Below are 19,072 nucleotides of genomic sequence, written 5' to 3'. Positions count from 1 at the left end.
ATCAAAATCAATTTATAATGACGACAAAATACGAACAAATTCCGAGTTCATTATTCGTAAAAAACAGAAAGAAATTTGCTGAAAAATTATTGCCAAAATCTTTGGCTGTTTTCAATTCCAATGATATCTATCCGATCAGTGCAGATTCTACAATGCCCTTTCAGCAACACAGAGATATTTTTTATCTGAGTGGGGTTGATCAGGAGGAAAGCATCTTGGTGATCTTTCCGGATGCCTATCTGGAAGAGAACAGGGAAATTTTGTTTTTAAGAGAAACCAATGACCATATCGCAGTTTGGGAAGGAGAGAAGTTGACAAAGGAAAATGCTTATGAAGTTTCTGGTATCAAAACTGTCTATTGGTTAACAGATTTTGATAAAGTATTTAAAAGTTTGATGTATGAAGCGGAAAATATTTATCTGAACAAAAATGAACATTACAGAAATGCCGTTGAAACGGAACTGAGAGAAGATCGTTTCATCAAAAAAGTTCAGGCAGATTACCCAATGCATAATTATAAAAGAAGCAACCCGATTCTTCAGCGTTTAAGAAGTATCAAAGAGCCTGAAGAATTGGCATTGATCCAGAATGCTTGTAATCTTACGGAAAAAGGAATCAGAAGATTGTTGAGCTTTATAAAACCTGGTGTTTGGGAATACGAGATAGAAGCTGAACTTCTTCACGAATTTGTGAAAAATAGAAGCAAGGGATTTGCATATACACCCATCATTGCAAGTGGAAACAATTCCAATGTCTTACATTATATCGCTAACAATATGCAATGTAAGGATGGAGACCTGATCCTTTTGGATGTCGGTGCAGAATATGCAAATTATTCGAGTGATTTGACCAGGACAATTCCTGTAAGCGGGAAATATTCTGACAGACAGAAGGAGATCTATAATTCCGTCTTAAGATGTAAAGTTGAAGCCGAGGACCGTTTGGTGGCGGGAAATAACTGGTACAGATTCCATAAAGAAATGGGAGAGGTTTATACTTCTGAATTGTTGCAATTAGGACTGATCGACAAAGCTGATGTTCAGAACGAAGATCCAAAATGGCCGGCCTACAAAAAATATATGATGCACGGAACTTCTCATCATATGGGATTGGACACGCATGATTACGGGATTTTGACGGATGATTTTGTGGAAAATATGGTTTTTACCAATGAGCCTGGATTCTATATTCCGGCAGAAGGATTTGGAATAAGGATCGAAGATGATTATGTGATACAGTCTTCCGGAAAGCCATTTAACCTGATGGAAAACATTCCAATTACAGTTGAGGAAATAGAAGACCTGATGAATTCATAAAAGAAATTTGAATTCTTAATCATAAAAAATCCCGAATATCAATGATGTTCGGGATTTATTTTGAATTTCGTATAAGTTCTAATAGATAATGCCAGACTTCTTATTTCCTGAAAAATTCCATCAGGTCAAGATAATTTTTCTGATTTACCCCATGTCCGCTCATATACTCCCGGAAGGAAAAATAAGCACTCAGGTCATATAAAAGGTCAGCAGCTTTTCTTCCCCATTCCAAAGGGATTACAGCATCGTCTGTTCCATGGGAGATGAAAAAACGGAGCTTTTCATATCTCTTTTTGTCTTTCACGATATGCTTCAACATTTTGTCTTCGGGGAAAGAACTCAAACAGGCGATCTTTGAAAACAAATCCGGATATTGTAATGCCAGAGAATAAACGATGATACCTCCTTGGCTGAATCCACAAAGATGTGTTGGATTATTTGTCAAACCATATCTGTTGCTCACAGACATTATATTTTCCATAACCAGCTTTACAGCTTCATTTCCTTCATTTTCATCTAAGAAATTATAAGGTTCGTTGAAATTGATATCAAACCAGGCATAGCCTCCGTAATTTGAATCTTTCGGAGCTCGGAAACTCACTACGATCCAATCCTCGGGCAGAGTTGGAACAAAACCGAAAAGGTCTTCCTCGTTACTTCCGTAGCCGTGGAGCATAAAAAGGATTGGAGTTTCCGGTGTGATATTTTGAGGTTCTCTTACGAGGTATTGTAATTCCATTGGGCAAAGATAATTAATCCCTGAGTTAGTCTGAAATTTTTGAATTTGAAAAAGCCAATAATTATAATTGACTATTCTTTAATTTTTCTTGAGAATTTTCTTTTCTTCTTTTTACGTTTTTTAGTAAATACACTTTTGATAAATCCAAATAGACAAAGCACAAGGAAAATTCCTAAAACAGAAACACCAATTGCTGTATTTCTGCCTGTGTATCTTTTTCCAAGAAAAAAATAATCATAACCAATGTTTAAGAAAAGATAAATAAGAATACAAAAAGCAACAGGAAAGATGATAAATCCAAATATTGCCAAAACTAATGTCCCTATGTCTTCCAAGGATTGAGTTTTTGCATAGCTGAAAAGAATATAATAGAAAATTATCAGAAAACAAAGAACAATAATGTTCACAACAGAAGCAAAAGTCTTGATTGGCGTAATCATTCTTGCTTCGTTGTTTTCTACTATTACGTTTATCTTATCACCAACGGATTTTTTGCTATTGTTGCTGAAAGATACGTCGCCAAAAATATTTTTAATTACACCATTATTATCTTTATATTGTAATAATGGTTTATAAAATGTATTTTGTCTTGTGCTTGAACCAATGTTTTTTCTGTCCCTGGAAGTGCTTGTGCTGATATATTTTTCATATCCAATTATCGTAGCAGAATGTTTATCCGAACTGAGATTGTCTTTAATTGTGGTAAAAGAAAATTGCAGAATTCCGAAGAAAAATACGGCGATGTAATAGCCAGCGACCCCTCCAATCAAACCAATGATTAAGTGTATTGCTGATTTAAGATTAGAGGAATTATAAATCCAGATCCCAACAATAAAAAGGCCTAGAAGAATCGAAATAATTTTGAATAATAAATTGTCGCTCTCCTGGAGTGTTATCGAAAAAGGATGCATTGTTTGTGTTTTGCACGAAGATATTACTAATTTTTATTATTAAAAAATATTCTTTTTCAATGTCAAAAAAATAGGCTAGACCAAATGTCTAACCTAATATTTATTTAAAATTAAATTTCTCTTATTAAGGCTGTGATAGGATTTAGTTTGATAATTTTACCTTGTCCAAAAGAATCATGATGCAAATATGCTGCATCTATTTCGTGCCTTTTACAATAAAATAATTTTTCTTTCCTTTTTGAATTAGAAGGAATTTTCCGTTCACCAAATCGTTTTCAGAAACATAAAAATCAGCGTTAACTTTCATTTTATTAATAGAAATAGAATTTCCTTTTATTTCTCTCTGGGCTTCACTCTTAGACTTCAAAAATCCTGATTCTGCAAGCAGGTCCACAATATTTAATCCCAGAATCTTAGACTTTTCAAGTTCATTGTTGTCAATTCCGTCATAAATCTCGGTGAATATTTTGTCGTTCATATTCTCCATACTTTTACTGAATAATATTTCAGTTGCTCTTAGGGCTTTTTCATATTCTTCTCGGCCATGAACCCAAACGGTTACTTCTTCGGCTAGTTTTTTTTGAAGTTTTCTTTCGTGTGCAGAAGTTTTGTGTTCTTCAATCAAAGCTTCTATTTCTTCTTTTGGAAGGAAAGTATAGAATTTTATAAATCTTTCCGCATCATCATCAGTTGCATTCAGCCAGAATTGATAGAATTTGTAAGGTGAGGTTTTCTTCGCGTCGAGCCAATAATTCTCGCCACTTTCAGACTTTCCGAATTTGGAGCCATCTGCTTTTGTTATCAACGGCACAGTTAAAGCGTAAGCCTCGCCTTGTGCTTTTCTTCTGATCAATTCTGTTCCTGTAGTGATATTTCCCCATTGATCAGAACCTCCCATCTGGAGTTTTACGCCCTCGTTCTGGTAAAGGTGAAGATAGTCATAGCCTTGTAAAAGCTGATAAGTGAATTCCGTAAAGCTCATTCCGTCAACACCGGACTCTCCTGAGAAACGTTTTTTTACAGAATCTTTTGCCATCATATAGTTTACAGTGATGTGCTTTCCTATGTTTTTAGCAAAATCCAGGAAGGTAAAATTCTTCATCCAATCGTAATTGTTGACAAGGATGGCTTTGTTATTTCCATCGCCGTCAAATTCTAAGAATCTTGATAATTGGTTTTTCAGACAATCAACATAATAGAGTAGCGTTTCCTCATTCAAAAGATTACGTTCTGCTGATTTACCGGAAGGGTCGCCGATCATTCCTGTTGCTCCTCCAACCAAAGCGATCGGTTGATGGCCGTGCTGTTGGAAGTGAGCCAGGATCTTGATCTGGATAAGGCTTCCGATATGCAAAGAATCTGCAGTTGGGTCAAACCCTATGTAAGCTTTTGTCATTTCTTTATTCAGTTGATCTTCCGTTCCCGGCGTCATGTCAGAAAAAAGTCCGCGCCATTTTAGCTCTTCGATAAATGCATTCATTGTCTTAAAAATTTCGTGCAAATATAATGATAACTATTTGTAATTGCTTTTCGACGTGTAAAAATCATCCCATAGTATTTTTTTTGAAATAATCAATAATAATCAATTATTTTTAACATGATTTAAAACATAATTATATTATGACTTATTAATATCTTGTTAATTGAGTTTTTTATAGTATTTTAATATATTTGCATTCATGCACACAATGATGAAATAGATTTATAAAATATTTCTCAAATGAATAGGATCTTTAATGTAAATGTTTATGATTGTCTCGCTTTTTTCACATGTTGTTTATTATTTGGCCAGGTAAGACCTTCTGCAATTTATGGTGATTACAATGGTTATTGGGTTTCTCAATCGAATACTGGATACGTCACCTCCAGGGATAATAATAATCTGATCGGTTTAACTGTAAATGGTGTAACTTATGCGACCGGAGTTAACGATGTAGCACTTACTTCTCACGGTATAAGCCCTGTATTCGAAAATTACAGAGCATTTCCAACTTCGTTTTCCGTTTCAAGTACGGCAGCTAATTTCCTTGTGGGGATGCCTAGATATATCAATGGAATAGAGCAGACACAAGCGGTCGCGCCTTCTCTTAGCTGTGATACCCCTTTAGGCTATTATTTGAGAGATGGTGAGCACGGATTGAATTTGGGTACGGCTGTTTTTAATATCCCAAAACAGGAACTGGCATTTTATGTAAATGTTTTGGCAGATATCAATCCTAACTGTATCAATGATGATATCCCGGATATTATTGTTACACAGGTAGGTGCACCAAGTTCCAGCTATGACATTTTCAAGTTCACTGATTTGAATGGAAACACGATCGGTGTGGAAAAACAAATCAATTTTTCTTCTGTCACACCTTCGGGATTGGCACTTTGGAATTTTTATTCCGCAGGTTCTTGTCCTCATATGTATTATACACCAAATGGATTTTCTAATACAACAAGAGATGTAAGGGTTCTGACTTTCAAATTGAGCGACTTCGGGATCACATCTCTTAATTATACAGATGCCGTAAAATTTATACAGGTACTGTCGGGTGATAGTGACGTGGCATTCTCGGCCTACAGTACCAATTCTATGTCGCTTTACTGTCTGGAAAGTGCTGTGACAAGCGGAACAGCCTTGAATACACAAACCGGGATCACAACGCTTGGAAGGGGAGGTGCGGAAAATGACAATTGGCCAATGGTAAGAAAAGGAGGCTATCTGGCTTTGGAATCTACTAAAAAGCCTTTTGTTCCAACGAGGGTATCAACTGCGGGACTCGCAAATATTACGAATCCAGTAGAAGGAATGATGGTATATGATACGACAGATAACTGTCTCAAGGTTTATGTGAATGCAACGATTGGTTGGAAATGTTATAATAGAAAAACTTGCCCTTAAAATGAAAAAGAATTTAACAATATTAATGAGTGTTCTTTGTTTGATAAAAGTATCTTCTCAAGTGATTTTTGGAAATAATGTAGGAACAGCACTAGATAAAACGTCTGTTCTAATGGAGTTTCCAAATACAGGAAATAAAGGCCTTATCCTCCCTTATGTAACAGATAAGTCGGCAATAACGACAGCTGGTAGTATTATATTAGATGCGTCCGTTCCGACGGCTTCAAAAGTTAAATACTATAATGGGACAGCTTGGGTGGACCTAAGTGTCCAGTCGGCAGATGTTTCGTCATATCTAGATATCCAGCCTTCTTCCCGAGAAAACCCGACGGCCAAGGTCATCATAGGGAATAGTACTTCTGCAGCAGATGGTGTATTGGTTCTGGAGTCTGCAGACAAAGCTATGGTATTACCAATAGTTCCTTCGTATCAAAGTATCGTAAATCCTGCGCCGGGAACTATGGCCCTGGTAGATAACGGAGGGATTAAAACATTGGCTGTATATAATGGCGTACAGTGGAGTTTCTGGAGTTACTAAAATAAATTATTATAGATTTTCGGCATAATCGATCATTGTTTTTAATTATTAATGATCAGTTATGCCGATATTGTTTATAGTTTTTGCAAATTTTTTTTCTGAAGGTTACTTCCCGATACAGAAACTTTCTCTCCACTATTTGTGGGTGTTTATGAATTTTTAGTATCCAATTAGTAAATTACACTAATTGTTCAAAGTAAATTTTAGCTACACATTCAATATAGTTTTCATTCAAACTTTTAGATAATTCTTCTTTTAATCTTTGAGATTTTTTAAATCTTTGAAAATAATATATTGTTCGATATTCTAAAATCCAATACGGATTAAACTTTGAATAATCATAATTATCAATATTCATTAACCAACTGTAATAATTAAAATATTTTTTATGAGATTTCTTTAGTAAATCAGTTAATTCTTCATTAAACTCTAAATTAAATTTGAAAACTAAGTTTATAACCTGTCCCAAACGTGAATTTTCATAATCTCTGAAATAGTGTTCATCTTCATTTTTAGACATATCTGGTACCGTAGAAATATATTTTCTAAACAAGTTTTCATCAAAATCAATTAAATCATATATAATCCCCAAATTATAAAGTTCATCATCGAAATTTCTGTCTAACTTTTCAACTATCTTCAATTTAATATTTCCTTTTAAATCTTCGTTTAAAAACGTAAAGGAATAAAATAACTTTTTGACGTATTTATTTTCTAAATTTAATTCTATATTCTTCAGATCATCAATTTTCAAAACCGTTTTTATGAAATCTTCTATCTCAGATTCTGTACACTTTTCTACGTAAATATTAATTGATCTACCAAAACTATATCTACTATGGTCATCACAAAGAAATAAGTCCAAAATCTCTCTTATTTGAGTTTTACTGATTTCATTTTCATTCTTATCAATGAAATTCACAAATTCATCAAATGGAATATAATGTTTATTTTTTATTACCTTACTAAGGTTTATAATATTAGATATTATTGTTTCTTTTTCTCTAAATTCAATATCTAACAAAGAAGTTATAATTAATATTTTATTTAATATTTTATCAATTTTAATCGGTTTAAATAAACCTCCCAAATTATCCAAATATTCATTTGAATCAATAAGATTCAATATTAATTCATTTATTCTTTTTGGAATTTCTAAATCCTCATCTAAGATTATTTTTTTTATATTATACTTGGCTAATAAATATTTTGTAAACTTTTCATCAACATTAAAAATCCACATTTCTATTATGGTCCAATCAAACTTTTCGTATTTATCAGTAACAGGATTTTTTAACGTATATAAACCAAATAAACTTTCTAATATTTTTTTTGATAATTGACTATATTCGGAATAATGATTAAATATTAAAAAATTATGTTCTAAATAAGATTTAAACCGTAAAAAAGAAGACTTCAATTCTTCATACTTATTATCACTATAAGTATTACCATATTTATCTCCAAAAGAAATTTGTTGTATTTCAGAAAAACATTCATCTATACTGTATTTTGTATCATCATAAAATTTTCTTTCTTTAATATTCTTAAAAATTTCCAAAAAATATGGGGCTTTCTTCTTTATTAATGGTTCGTCAATATCAAAATTTATTGAAGATAATTTTTGTAAAAGTTGCTTTTCATCACCTCCATAATAAGTCCATTTAATTAATCTTCTAAGTTTACTTAGATTATATGTCAATATGGTATATTTAATAGGATTATTCAATCTATCATTTTCATCGTAGATACTATAAAAAACATCAACTGAACTTTTATAATCTCCTAAAAGATAATAGGTGTATCCTCTTCGTAAAGTTCCATAAAGAGAATTATCATCAGAGGTTACATTTAATAATTCATTTGATCTTTTAATGTTTAACCTTTCTAAATTACATCTCTCACAATCACACTCACTATATTGAAATAATCTATGTACACATATCTGATCCTTATATCCTTTTCCTCTCCACCCAATATGATAAATATGATTTACTAATAAAAACGAAATTATATTTTTTAATTTTTCATTTTGATTTTCTACAAAAACTTCATCTATTTTTAGTATTAAATGATTATCTGACAATGTAAGATTCTCTAATAAATTAAATAACTCTTCATTATCAGTATAGAAGTTAAATCCTCTTACATAAGTATTATTCTCATCAGGTCCTCTAAATGGAAATAATTTACAAATTACATTAGTAGGAAGAACTTTTATTCCATCAAATAATTTGATTGTATAATCCACTTTATCAATGATATGTTTATCTCTTATTTCATCCTCTATTTTTGAATAATCTGCTTCATAATTTTCACTTAAAATATTCTTCTTTCTAAATTGAACTAATTTTGCACTTTCAATTTTATTTAGAAACTCGTCGAATGTATTTTCATTTAGTACATTTTCTGTTGGTATATATATCTGAATCGAATCAATATCATTATTTTTCTGTTGTAAAATTCTCTCTTTTAAAGTAATATCATTTTGTATATCATACCAATAAATTATATTAGTATTTAAATCGCATAAAGTGAAAACAATTGCTTCATCAAATTCAGTGTAATAGTTGATTGCATTTCTTAAGCTAATTGAATGCGATATTTTACCAAAATTTAAATCCTCTTTAGTCTTTATAATTGGTAACTCATTAAAAGTTCCTTTATTCTGGTTTCTAAAGAAAAATATATGTTCTTCCTTTTCATTTGTTATATCAAAATAAAAATCTGTTCCATTATCTTCCCCTGCTGAAGCTGAATGTTCTTTTAACTTCATACTATTTTGAAGAAAGAGATTTCTTAATTTACCTTTCAGTTTATCATCTGCTTCTTTTCTGATATAATCGTTGTCGTATTTCATATTATTTTTTTGCATTTTTTCTAAAAGCCACAATTAGTTGATAAATACCGAAACTCACAATAATCCTTCCTATTATATCCCATAATGAACTCCAAAAACTCAATGATTCTCCGTCTTTTAACTTAATAAAATCAAATTTTCTTGCAGGATTTAGAAACTCAAAATAATATTTTAGATTTATAAAAAAGTAGTTAAATACATCACTATCAAAAGTCAATCCCGAAGAACAATTGAGATATTTGACACTAAAATCATATCTAATACTCAAAATATAAAAAATGAAAATTATGAAAGTAGGAATCAATATAAATTTTAATGATTTTATCCAATCTTCTCCGTGTCCATTGGAAATTCTATTTAGATTAAATGTAAAGACATCCATAACCTTTTCCTTATTACCATAAAAAAATAAAAAAACACTTCTAATAAAACTGTTAAAATCGTTTGTTTTATTTAAATAATCTTCATTTTGATTTATTTTCAACAACAGTAATTTTTCTTGATTTTCTGACCATTTTGAATTGAATATGCCCGCTTCGTATATATTACCTTGCCTTTCATAAACTTTTTTAAATTGATTGTAGAAATCAGTTTTTTGATAGTAATAATTAATTTTATTAACTTTATCTAATTCATTATAATCGATAATAATTTTATCGTTCTTTAAAATTGTCAAATTTTGTTCAGGAACTTCAGTTCCAAGAAAAATACATTCTAAAAAATTAGAATTATTATATTGAAATTCAAATTGATTTAATTCACAATTAGAAAACTCCGTTTTTCCTAATGATGAGTGGAATACTCTGAATATAGGTTTGTTTATATTTTGGAACTCTAAATCAATAAGCTTTACCTTAGATAGAACATTCCAAATAAAATCAACTATTTCGTAAATTCTATTTATATATGAAACAGTTTTTTCTTTCTCACTATTATGCTTTCTTATTTTTCTTAAAAGAAATCTTTCAAATCCTGAAAGATTAATATTTTGAGCATCTCTTAATCTATCAATTAACTGAATAATTTTAGGCTTATCAAAATCGTCATAATTTTCCTCTACTAAATGTTTCTCTAAAGTAATTTCTTCAATTTCATTTGAATTATAAATCCAATTTTTATTCTCTTCAATGTTATTTTTGATGTATTCTAATATTATCTTTTTAGTATTAAGATAGAATTTTTCATCAGCATCAATTAGTAAATTAGACTGAAACGTATATTTATTTATATCAGACCAATTATCCAATGGTTTTGCTAATCTTCTTAAATCTCTAAAATAAAGATTTCCAATTACAGAAAACTCTTCCATTAAGATTGAATAAATTTCACAAGAAGAAAAAGAGATTAAAGTATCTCTCAAAATGAAAACCTGTTTAAATTCTAATTTATTAATCTTTGATTTGACAATATATCCCTCTATTTTACAACCATTTAATATATTCAAAGAATGAATTTCACAATTACTTAGTTTTAATAAATTTATTGTAGAATTTTGAATATTATATGAATTTTTTTGATTAATTATTTGCAGAGATTTTATTGTGCTATCGAAAATATCAAAATCTCCCAATATACATTCATGATCTGAGTCAATGTAATTGATTATGACATTTTTATAAAAATTGATTAAATAAACGTTCGTTTTTTTATTGATAGAAAGTTGATGTATTGTACAATTATCTTTTACTAATAGCAAACCTACATTTGATTGATTTTGAATTATAATACTATCAATGTTACATTTATTATCAATGGAAATTCGATTTATATTACTTAGATATAAGTTAATACTTATCACTTCTGAATTATACACTCTAAATTCATATAATTTTAAAACTGAAAAATGTATACTAATAAGATTTGATTGTGAAATCTCAAAATTTTTGATTGAAGAATCGCTTGCAGAAAAATAATCAAGCTTTGTAGACTCCGAAATATCTAAATGAGATATTTGCGATTGTTGATTTATATGAATTCTTTTAATATTAGAAGATTTAATATAGAAGCCTTCATAATCAATCTCACATTTGTGTATTTCAATAGTATCTATATTTGAATTCTCAACATAAAAAAAATTTGTAGAACTTTCCGATAAATCAACTGTATTAGATATTGAAGTATTTGTGAAATTAATTCGATGAAAATTATCATTTTCAATATAAACATTATCAAATTGAGAATCTATAAATTCTAATGTTAGTGAATTATTACTGTCAGAATTTAAATTTTTACACTTTACATTATCGAAAACAATTTTTTTCTCAATATTATTTTTAATTATAATGTTATTAAAATATTGATCTCTAAAAGTAATATCACAGTATAGGTTATCTAAAATAATCTCATCATCTTCAAATTCTAAATCTGATGTAAATTCAATACCTAAAATATTTTCATTAATAATATCTGAAAAGAAAATTACTCCCCTAATATTGTTTTGTATTAAAAAATGTCTTAATTCTTTATCATTTTGAATATTAACAATTTGATTAAATATCTCTTTTTTAACAATCGATTTCACGTTACTTAGTTTTTTATTAACAAATTTAACTAAAAAGTCCTCTTTAGTAAAGAAGACTTTTCCACAATTATCATAAAATCAATTGATTCTACAATTTTATTTTTCTTAAATGATTACAAACTCATACTTATATTAAAAATTTGATTTTTGAAGATGTTCTACACTTACAACAGTACAATTCTAATCTATCTTTTCAATATAATTAAAAAAGAACATTCCTTCAGTAGCAATTCCAAGAGAACCTCCACCTCCTTCTACATAAGAGAATTTAATCTTTCTCCCTTCTACCAATAATTCTTTTAGTTTCTTATAATCTTCGAAACTTAAATCATATCTTCCTTCCCATCCATCTTTTATTTTACCGTTCTTATTATATAAATCAGCAGGTTCTATATTAACTACAATTTCTTTATTAATAAAAGAATCCATATCACTGTGTAAACTATCAAATTCTTTAGAAGTTTTCGTTATTTGGACTTCATAATCATTACCACCATCATTATTTATTACTTTCTTTACTATTCCATATAAAAAATAATATTCTTTAAATTGTTCTGGAAATACACTACCACCATCTTCGTAATAACTTTTATTCATTAATGTATTATAAGTAAATATAGGAAACTCAATTGTTTCACTATTTTTAGATGATTTTGGATTTGTCTTTACAACCTCATTTTCTATCTTCGTTTTCACTAATTTTAAATCAATAGGATTGTAATATTCCAAAATATAATCACTGTCATTTTTATATTTAAATACCAAAAAAGAATTTCCTCCCTCTTTTAAAGAAATAAATTTATAATCATTAAATTTATTTTTACTAATAGTTACATTATTACGTTTATTCCCAGAAGAAATATAATCTTCATCACCATCTTCTCTTTTCTTCTCTGTTAAAATAATATTTGATAATTTATAAATATTTCGTTCTTCATCAACTGAAAAAAATATTACAGCCAGATTGTGCTTTTTAGTCCAAAAGTCTAAATAATAATACTGGTTTAGAACCTCAGTTTTAAAATTGATTTCTATTTGTTCTCCACTTTTAATATCTTCTAAATATTGTTTAACAATGGTTAGTGAATCATTTATAAAATTTGACTTTGGAAAAGAAGATTTTAGCAATTCTGCTTTTGTAAACATTAAAGTGTCTTTTATGCCATACTTCTTATCAAGTTGCTTTATTTCTTCTTCACTTTGAGTGTGATATTTTAAAATCATATAATCGTTTAATAATTTGGCATTTAATGGTTTCATACCAATACTAATGTACTGTTGCTCTTTAAACTCCCTACTACCTCCCAATCTATCCACACTTTTAAAAAATTCATCTTGAAGTTTATCATTAGAACATATCTTTTGTACTGCTTCTTCTATTTCATGAGGAGTTTTATATCCTAATCTTTGTGCGGATGTTGTCATCCATCCTCTAAAAGAATCCGAGCCATAGTAAAAGTTTAACTTCGCATTCCTACAAAAGTCATTTCTAATATCTTTAGTTAGAATTTGAGATTTCAAAAAACAAAATCCAAAAATAAAGATTCCACAAACAAACATTTTTTTAATTTTCGTTTCCATAGTTAAATTATTTAAGTTTCAATTTTATAATTCTTTCCTCAACAACATTTACTGAAAACCATAATCTATGGTATAAAAACAAAAAAAACAGGCTTGAGACGTTAATCTCTACCTGTCTTTGAGGGAGTCGAAGCCCTTATCCACAAAGTAAAGCAACGCTCAAGCCATAGACCTGAACATTTGCTAAACTTTTTCCTGTGGATATTAAATTTTCGACTTTTCAAAGACAGAAATCAGTTCGCTAATGTTGAGTATTTTAAATTTTATTTATTCGATATTTTTTCTTTTTTATTTGTTAGTGTAAAGATATTATTTCATATGATATTTACCAACTATTCTGTTTGATAAATAGAATTCAACACCGTCATCATCGTTAGTATTACTATATCCTTTTCACGTTCAGATTTTAAACTTCGGATAAAATCGGTGTACTTTTTTGGAAACGTTTTACTGAGATTATCATAGTATTGTTGAAAAATTTCATCTTCAAAAACAATATCATTAGACGATTGTTTTGATTCATTTTTTTTATTTTGAGTTTCAGATTTCTCTCTAAGTATTTTGTTCAATCTATTTTCCCAACTTCCAAAACCAGATTTATATTTTTTATACGTTTCTCTAACTATTCTTGTAATCTCAAATTCATTAAAATCATCCTCTATATAATTTTGTAAACTAAATTCTAAAAATTCAGATTCTTCAATTCCGTGGTTGGAACAATTCACACTTAGTAATTTCAGATAATTGTTTCTATTACCAAATTTGTATGGTTGTTTGTTTTTCGTGAAGCAAATCATCTCTTCCATTTTCAAAGAAAAAACATCATTATCATTCCCAACTCTTTCTTCTTTTACTTCACTGGAGAAATCAAAAATTTCTGAATCTTTGTTATAATAAATATCGGGATCATAAGAGTAATAACACAATCGTGAAACATCACAAGTTGATTTGTCAAATTCTACACCCAAATCGGATTCAAAATATTTAACCAATACTTTATATAATTTGGTATGTTTTTTAAAATCTGTGTTGTTCGTTTTAGTTATTATTTTCAATCCATTCCCTGTTGCTGAACGAAATACTGAACAAACATATCTATTTTTTTTTGCTCTTTTAAAAATAACCTGAAGCTTTTCTTCGTTTTCAATGCTATCTACATCTAATATCATAAAAGGATAATACTCTTCTAAACCTTCTAGTTTTCTTCTATCTACGGAAAATTTACCGCTAAATGTAATACCTGGAAGTTGTTCTTTTAGTTTTTTATGTAAATCTGATTTTCCATTTATTTCAAATTCGTCTCTTAATTTTTTGATGTGGCTGTCACAATATCCATTTTTAATTTTGTTAACAAATTGTTCTAAAGTAATAAAATCTGTATGTGTGGAGAAATGTCTCCACACATTAAACATCAAATCTTCCATTTCTTAGAAATTTTAAAGTTCAAGTTTGCAGCTACCTTTTGTGATTTTTCTACACTACTTCTGTGTTTTGATAAAATATACTCATCTAATTCGGATATTTCAAAATATAGATTTTTTCCATTTGGTCGATATGATGGAATTTCCCCATTTCCAGCTTTTCTTCTTACCGTAATTATACTCAATCCTAAATAGAATGCTGCTTCTTTGGTGGTTAACATTCTTTTTTTGAAGAAATCTAAAATTTCTTCTTTCTTACTTAAATCAACTTTTTGTTTCATTATAATTTGTTTAAAAATTTAATGAGACAAATTTTGTGTTGTTTAAGTCGGGTTGAAATCTTTTAACTGGTAAGTTTTGGGGTTAAGAAACACCTGATAATCAGTTACTTATTTATTTTTTTGAAAATTTCTATGATTTCTTTGGTTGATTTTCTATGATTTTTTTCAAATGTGGTTAGATAATCAGAAAATGAATCCTCAATTTTGTTAGAAAGTGTGTTATCGGGGAAATCGAAATACCATTTTAGTAGTTCTTTTATTTCTCCTTTATACTTTACAAAATCGGGTTCCACAACTTCGTTTATCAAACTAAGTAATGATTGCCAGTCATATCTTATGTATGTAGCAGATGAACGATTATTTTCCAATTTCCAAATTATTCTACTTTTTACCTTTGTAGCTGGTTGTTCAGAAAAAATATCTTTGAAATCATCAAAGGAAATATCTTCTATAATATTTTGTTTAATAAGTTCAATTCTTAACTTATCTAAATTTTCTGTTGTGAAAAAATTCGTTTTCCTAAATGTATGTCCTTTCAATAAATAATTTCCTTTACCTCCTTTCTCTTCGGATTTCATTTTTTCATCCGAAATAAAATCTTCATTCTTTAATTTTTGGTTTAGAAATTTTTCATATTCCAAGTAACCCAAAATGGGTGATAATAGGTAGGCTACAACAATAATTTTATCAGTAGTTAAATAACCATCATACAAATCTTTAAGAAGATTCTGATTTAAACGAAAACCGTTTACAAATTTTTGTGTAAAAAATTGTTCATTGGAAATTAAATCATTAATACGATTCTTTGTTTGATTCAATTCTTTGTTGATTGTTTTTCTTCTTAACTGACCATTCTCTAATAAATTGGTTTTAAGAGTTTCAAAAGTAAAATACTTTATTTTGGAGTTGATATTGATTTCATTAAACCATTGTAGTAGATAATCAAAATATAAATTACTTTCAGTATCGTTCAACGGTACAATCTTAAAAGGAATTTTCCATACTTTATTTTCAAACTTTCTCTCAAAAGATAAATCGGGTTTCGTTAATCCTAATCTTTTATCAATCCAAAATTTTAACTTCTCTTCGTAAGTTTTAAGTACATAAAATTCCTCCTCTAAAGATTTAATTTCCTTTTTAGTATATACAGGAAGAACATTCCTAACTTCTTTCAATCGTTCTTTAATTTCTGAGAAATTAATTTTTCCGTTGTTCTCATTAAGAATATCTCTCTTTTGGTATTCTTTATAAGATAACTCTTCGAAATAAGAATTTTGGGAATGTTCTCCATTTATATCATTCATAGATAAAGTTTTATCTACAAATATAAATCAGGAATTTTTGATACAGCATCTATCTTCTTTTTATCAATCACTTTTGTATAGATTTCTGTAGTTTTCAGATTTCTGTGTCCTAATAATTTACTGACGGTGTAAATATCTGTATCCATAGTTAGTTGTAGTGTAGCAAAAGTATGTCGTGAACTATGGTAAGTGATGTGTTTATCGATTCCTGCTTCCTTTACCCATTTGTGTAATTTTTTGTTGTGGTAGGCACTATAAGTTAAATTTTCAAACAACAATACATCATCATCTTTCCTTTCTCCAAGAAGTTTTACAGCTTGTTCACTTATCGGAAGATTCTCCATTCCTTTAGTTTTCTGTTGTGTGTACTTTAAAATCCAACCATTTTCAGAATCGTAGTAGAGATTTTTCCACTTCAAAGATTTCACATCAGAAAATCTTAATCCTGTGAGTGAACTAAAGATAAATGATTGTTTCAAAATCGGTACTTCACATTCTGTTTTCACCAACTTTTGTAGTTCTTCCAAAGTGAGATATTCTCTATTGGTTTCTTTCTCTTTTATTGTTTTTACCCTTAATGTAGGATTTTCTGAAATCATTTTATTTCTATACGCTTCTTTCAACGCTGTTCTAACCTTATTGAAGTACGATAACGCAGTATTCTGTGATAATCTTCCTCCATTGTTAGATATTTTTTCTTTCAAAAGATATTCCTTAAAATTCTCCAAGAATGTTTCATCTATTTTAGAAATCTGAATATCTAACCCTTTACAAAAAATTGTTAGATGTTTCAACGTACTAAACCAATTTCCATACGTTCCCTCCGTATCATATCTTTTCTCTACCAATTCATTAAAGTAGTTCAGAAATCCAATCTTACCACTCAAACTACTTACAAATCCGTGTTTCCTCGAATTAAATTCCAACACCTTTTGAGCTTTTATCGATTCAGCAAGTTGTAGCGTTTCTTTGTTGTGGTCTTTCTCAATAATTGTTTTCGGTTTATCGTAGATATAAAGTTTCAAAAATTCATAACTCCTTTTTTGAGTTAAACTATCGTGGAACATCAAAAACAAACTATTCATTTTCACACGTCCTTTTTCAATACTTTTTTTACTAAGTTTCCCCTCTCTGGTTTTTAAATAAACTTTCATTTTTTTTAGGTTTTGTTACTAATTGTGATGTAACATTCCCCCTAACTCACTTCGGAGACAACAGTGAACGTGTGGTATTAACCTAATTATATTGTTTTCAAATTTCTAAGTTTACTTTCTCTATGTGAAACTAACCACATTCTTACAGCAGTTAAGTAGTGGTAGTCTGCATCAGTTATTCACCTAATTTTTAACAAAAAAAATCCAAACATTTCTGTTCGGATTCTCTTTACTTTATTAAAAACTTCGACTCCCTCAATTGTAAAGTGGTGTAAAGTCCTTCCTTTTATTTTGAAAATACAACTACTGTTTTTAAAAAAGTTCTACATCGTAAATTTTATTTCATTACAAATTCATCAATTTTGATATTAAAATCAATCTAACATCCATTTCCGTTTGTTCTATAGTATCATTTGATACTATCATCATCGTAAAATTTTGAAAATCAACTACAAAATTTCAAACCTCACAGCAGAAATCTCCTCTTCGGTTTGAAATTTCATCCTTAATTTTCGTTCTTCTTTTGATATTTTCTGATTTTTCGGTTGATTTACTTTATTTCTCCTCTTAATTTACTACTGTTTTAACTGATTTTACTCTACTACTAATTTTTACTACTACTACTACTACTACTACTACTACTATTACTACTAAATATCCTTACTACTTTTCTCTACTACTACATAAATATATCCTCATATATTTTATATAATATATATACTTATATAATATATTCATATTCAATGGTATATAAGTATATAAGCATCAACGAAAAAATTTAGTAAAGGGAAATAAGAAATAACTACTATTAAGAAAATAACACTTAAAAACACCATTAACGATTTTAAAGAAGTTACAACAATTTTAATTCTTAAATCTGTATTGTTCCATTGAAAATTGTTTAAAACCGATTTTTGGATTTAATACAAAGGAAATTTTGAATGTTTGATGATTAATCTCAACGGAAATTATTTAATTCAGATTTCAAAAGAAAATGTTTCTTACCAACACGGATTGTTTTTAAATCTCCTTTTTTAATCAGTTTTCTGATTGTAGATTCAGAGATATTCATCAACAAACAAACTTCTTTTATAGTAAGATATGTTTTCTTCTGAACATCTTCAATAGAAACCACTTTAAGTTGTTTGAGTTTTACCTCCGTTTGAAATTCTTCTTTAGATTTTTGGATTCTTTCCTCTTTTACTTTCTTCTTATAATCCTTTTGATTACATCTGTGAGTACAATACTTTGTAGAGAATGTTTTAGCGATGAATTTCTCTTTACAGAAGATACAAATCTTCTCAATCCTAATGTTACTGCTCATTTGATACTTTCCGATTTTCTATATGTTAATAATCTCTCTCAGTATTTAGCGGTATTTACGTGTATCTACGATTATTTACCGTTTAAATTTCTCTTAGAGTATCCTAAAATTCATTTTTTTAGAGATTAAAAACAACAGAGTATCACATTTAGTGGTATAAAAGATGTCAAAAAATGTCAGAAAATGTCAATTAACACTTTCTGATTTTCCTTTATTAATGCGGGTTGTATAG

14 protein-coding genes are annotated in these 19,072 nt (G+C 28.9%); 3 read left to right on the top strand and 11 right to left on the bottom strand.

Features of this window, described 5'->3' with window-relative positions; genetic code table 11:
* Positions 1–17: 17 nt before the first annotated feature.
* Entirely contained in the window at positions 18–1,316 is a 1,299-nt protein-coding gene (locus tag K319_RS0104080) for an aminopeptidase P family protein (RefSeq protein ID WP_027382470.1), read from the top strand.
* A gap of 100 nt (positions 1,317–1,416) precedes the next feature.
* Here the strand turns inward: K319_RS0104080 and K319_RS0104075 are convergent, their stop codons facing one another.
* The 3 genes from K319_RS0104075 to tyrS all read right to left on the bottom strand — a co-directional run bounded on the left by K319_RS0104075 (position 1,417) and on the right by tyrS (position 4,446).
* The gene (locus K319_RS0104075; protein ID WP_027382469.1) at positions 1,417–2,055 is read right to left on the bottom strand and encodes an alpha/beta hydrolase; all 639 of its coding nucleotides are present in this window, start codon (positions 2,053–2,055) and stop codon (positions 1,417–1,419) included.
* A 71-nt stretch (positions 2,056–2,126) separates the two neighbouring features.
* Positions 2,127–2,966 carry a hypothetical protein gene (locus K319_RS0104070; RefSeq protein ID WP_235696073.1) on the bottom strand — a complete coding sequence of 280 codons (840 nt, stop codon included), beginning with the start codon at positions 2,964–2,966 and terminating at the stop codon, positions 2,127–2,129.
* A 196-nt stretch (positions 2,967–3,162) separates the two neighbouring features.
* Positions 3,163–4,446 carry a tyrosine--tRNA ligase gene (tyrS, locus tag K319_RS0104065; protein ID WP_027382467.1) on the bottom strand — a complete coding sequence of 428 codons (1,284 nt, stop codon included), beginning with the start codon at positions 4,444–4,446 and terminating at the stop codon, positions 3,163–3,165.
* Between the two features lie 240 nt (positions 4,447–4,686).
* Between tyrS and K319_RS0104060 the strand changes: the two genes are divergently transcribed.
* Both K319_RS0104060 and K319_RS0104055 read left to right on the top strand, forming a co-directional pair.
* Positions 4,687–5,856, top strand: coding sequence for a hypothetical protein (locus K319_RS0104060; RefSeq protein ID WP_027382466.1), 1,170 nt, complete (start codon positions 4,687–4,689; stop codon positions 5,854–5,856).
* Position 5,857: 1 nt separating this feature from the next.
* Positions 5,858–6,394, top strand: a complete 537-nt coding sequence (locus tag K319_RS0104055; protein ID WP_027382465.1) for a hypothetical protein — start codon at positions 5,858–5,860, stop codon at positions 6,392–6,394.
* Between the two features lie 178 nt (positions 6,395–6,572).
* Here the strand turns inward: K319_RS0104055 and K319_RS0104050 are convergent, their stop codons facing one another.
* The 8 genes from K319_RS0104050 to K319_RS0104015 all read right to left on the bottom strand — a co-directional run bounded on the left by K319_RS0104050 (position 6,573) and on the right by K319_RS0104015 (position 18,840).
* The gene (locus K319_RS0104050) at positions 6,573–9,254 is read right to left on the bottom strand and encodes a DUF4365 domain-containing protein (RefSeq protein WP_169712648.1); all 2,682 of its coding nucleotides are present in this window, start codon (positions 9,252–9,254) and stop codon (positions 6,573–6,575) included.
* Between the two features lies 1 nt (position 9,255).
* Positions 9,256–11,775: a hypothetical protein gene (locus tag K319_RS0104045; RefSeq protein ID WP_027382463.1), complete on the bottom strand. Its 2,520-nt coding sequence runs from the start codon at positions 11,773–11,775 to the stop codon at positions 9,256–9,258.
* A 180-nt stretch (positions 11,776–11,955) separates the two neighbouring features.
* Positions 11,956–13,356, bottom strand: coding sequence for a hypothetical protein (locus K319_RS0104040; RefSeq protein WP_027382462.1), 1,401 nt, complete (start codon positions 13,354–13,356; stop codon positions 11,956–11,958).
* A 332-nt stretch (positions 13,357–13,688) separates the two neighbouring features.
* Positions 13,689–14,780, bottom strand: a complete 1,092-nt coding sequence (locus tag K319_RS0104035; protein WP_027382461.1) for a BT4734/BF3469 family protein — start codon at positions 14,778–14,780, stop codon at positions 13,689–13,691.
* Positions 14,768–15,058 (bottom strand): helix-turn-helix domain-containing protein, encoded by a 291-nt coding sequence (locus K319_RS0104030; protein ID WP_027382460.1) that lies wholly within the window; start codon positions 15,056–15,058, stop codon positions 14,768–14,770. The genes K319_RS0104035 and K319_RS0104030 overlap by 13 nt, the downstream gene beginning before the upstream one ends.
* A 104-nt stretch (positions 15,059–15,162) precedes the next feature.
* Complete coding sequence (locus tag K319_RS0104025; protein ID WP_027382459.1) at positions 15,163–16,362, bottom strand: hypothetical protein; 1,200 nt, start codon at positions 16,360–16,362, stop codon at positions 15,163–15,165.
* A gap of 14 nt (positions 16,363–16,376) precedes the next feature.
* Complete coding sequence (locus K319_RS0104020; RefSeq protein ID WP_027382458.1) at positions 16,377–17,516, bottom strand: tyrosine-type recombinase/integrase; 1,140 nt, start codon at positions 17,514–17,516, stop codon at positions 16,377–16,379.
* 958 nt (positions 17,517–18,474) lie between these two features.
* Positions 18,475–18,840 carry a helix-turn-helix domain-containing protein gene (locus K319_RS0104015; protein ID WP_027382457.1) on the bottom strand — a complete coding sequence of 122 codons (366 nt, stop codon included), beginning with the start codon at positions 18,838–18,840 and terminating at the stop codon, positions 18,475–18,477.
* Positions 18,841–19,072 lie beyond the last annotated feature (232 nt).

This window comes from Epilithonimonas caeni DSM 17710 (assembly GCF_000426465.1).
In the GTDB taxonomy this organism is placed as follows: domain Bacteria; phylum Bacteroidota; class Bacteroidia; order Flavobacteriales; family Weeksellaceae; genus Epilithonimonas; species Epilithonimonas caeni.
The sequence above is the reverse complement of the archived record's forward strand: the minus strand, read 5'-3'. Positions and strand labels throughout refer to the sequence as shown.

Coding starts and splice junctions, on each gene's coding strand:
- K319_RS0104080 (WP_027382470.1), top strand. CDS start 18: ATGACGACAAAATACGAACAAATTCCGAGTTCATTATTCGTAAAAAAC.
- K319_RS0104075 (WP_027382469.1), bottom strand. CDS start 2,055: ATGGAATTACAATACCTCGTAAGAGAACCTCAAAATATCACACCGGAA.
- K319_RS0104070 (WP_235696073.1), bottom strand. CDS start 2,966: ATGCATCCTTTTTCGATAACACTCCAGGAGAGCGACAATTTATTATTC.
- tyrS (WP_027382467.1), bottom strand. CDS start 4,446: ATGAATGCATTTATCGAAGAGCTAAAATGGCGCGGACTTTTTTCTGAC.
- K319_RS0104060 (WP_027382466.1), top strand. CDS start 4,687: ATGAATAGGATCTTTAATGTAAATGTTTATGATTGTCTCGCTTTTTTC.
- K319_RS0104055 (WP_027382465.1), top strand. CDS start 5,858: ATGAAAAAGAATTTAACAATATTAATGAGTGTTCTTTGTTTGATAAAA.
- K319_RS0104050 (WP_169712648.1), bottom strand. CDS start 9,254: ATGAAATACGACAACGATTATATCAGAAAAGAAGCAGATGATAAACTG.
- K319_RS0104040 (WP_027382462.1), bottom strand. CDS start 13,356: ATGGAAACGAAAATTAAAAAAATGTTTGTTTGTGGAATCTTTATTTTT.
- K319_RS0104035 (WP_027382461.1), bottom strand. CDS start 14,780: ATGGAAGATTTGATGTTTAATGTGTGGAGACATTTCTCCACACATACA.
- K319_RS0104030 (WP_027382460.1), bottom strand. CDS start 15,058: ATGAAACAAAAAGTTGATTTAAGTAAGAAAGAAGAAATTTTAGATTTC.
- K319_RS0104025 (WP_027382459.1), bottom strand. CDS start 16,362: ATGAATGATATAAATGGAGAACATTCCCAAAATTCTTATTTCGAAGAG.
- K319_RS0104020 (WP_027382458.1), bottom strand. CDS start 17,516: ATGAAAGTTTATTTAAAAACCAGAGAGGGGAAACTTAGTAAAAAAAGT.
- K319_RS0104015 (WP_027382457.1), bottom strand. CDS start 18,840: ATGAGCAGTAACATTAGGATTGAGAAGATTTGTATCTTCTGTAAAGAG.